This window comes from Curtobacterium sp. C2H10, assembly GCF_025407985.1.
In the GTDB taxonomy this organism is placed as follows: Bacteria; Actinomycetota; Actinomycetes; order Actinomycetales; family Microbacteriaceae; genus Curtobacterium.
The window spans coordinates 1-243 of record NZ_JABXGF010000238.1; the positions used below are offsets into that span (position 1 = coordinate 1).

The following is a 243-nucleotide window of genomic DNA, read 5'->3' on the forward strand; positions in this document are numbered from 1 at the left end:
GGATTTGCCTGAGCAGAAGACCCGTTTCCAGATCGTCGGCATGGATGGCGGCACCACCTCTGGAATCGCACTCTGGGTGCTAAGCGACTGGAACGACCGTACTCGTTCGCAGAAGCAGATTCAGGAAGACCTCACCAACCGTCTGACCAAAGTTGCCGGCGTGCAGGCTTTCGTCTTCGCTCCACCATCGCTTCCGGGCACAGGTGGCGGTTTGCCGATCTCGATTGCCTTGCAGTCTACGGG

General features: G+C 58.8%; 1 protein-coding gene. It reads left to right on the forward strand.

Annotation, left to right across the window (positions count from 1 at the left end; translation table 11 throughout):
* Positions 1–243, forward strand: a 243-nt coding sequence (locus tag HWD93_RS18785; RefSeq protein ID WP_261647642.1) for a hypothetical protein, incomplete at both ends; no start/stop codon positions are given.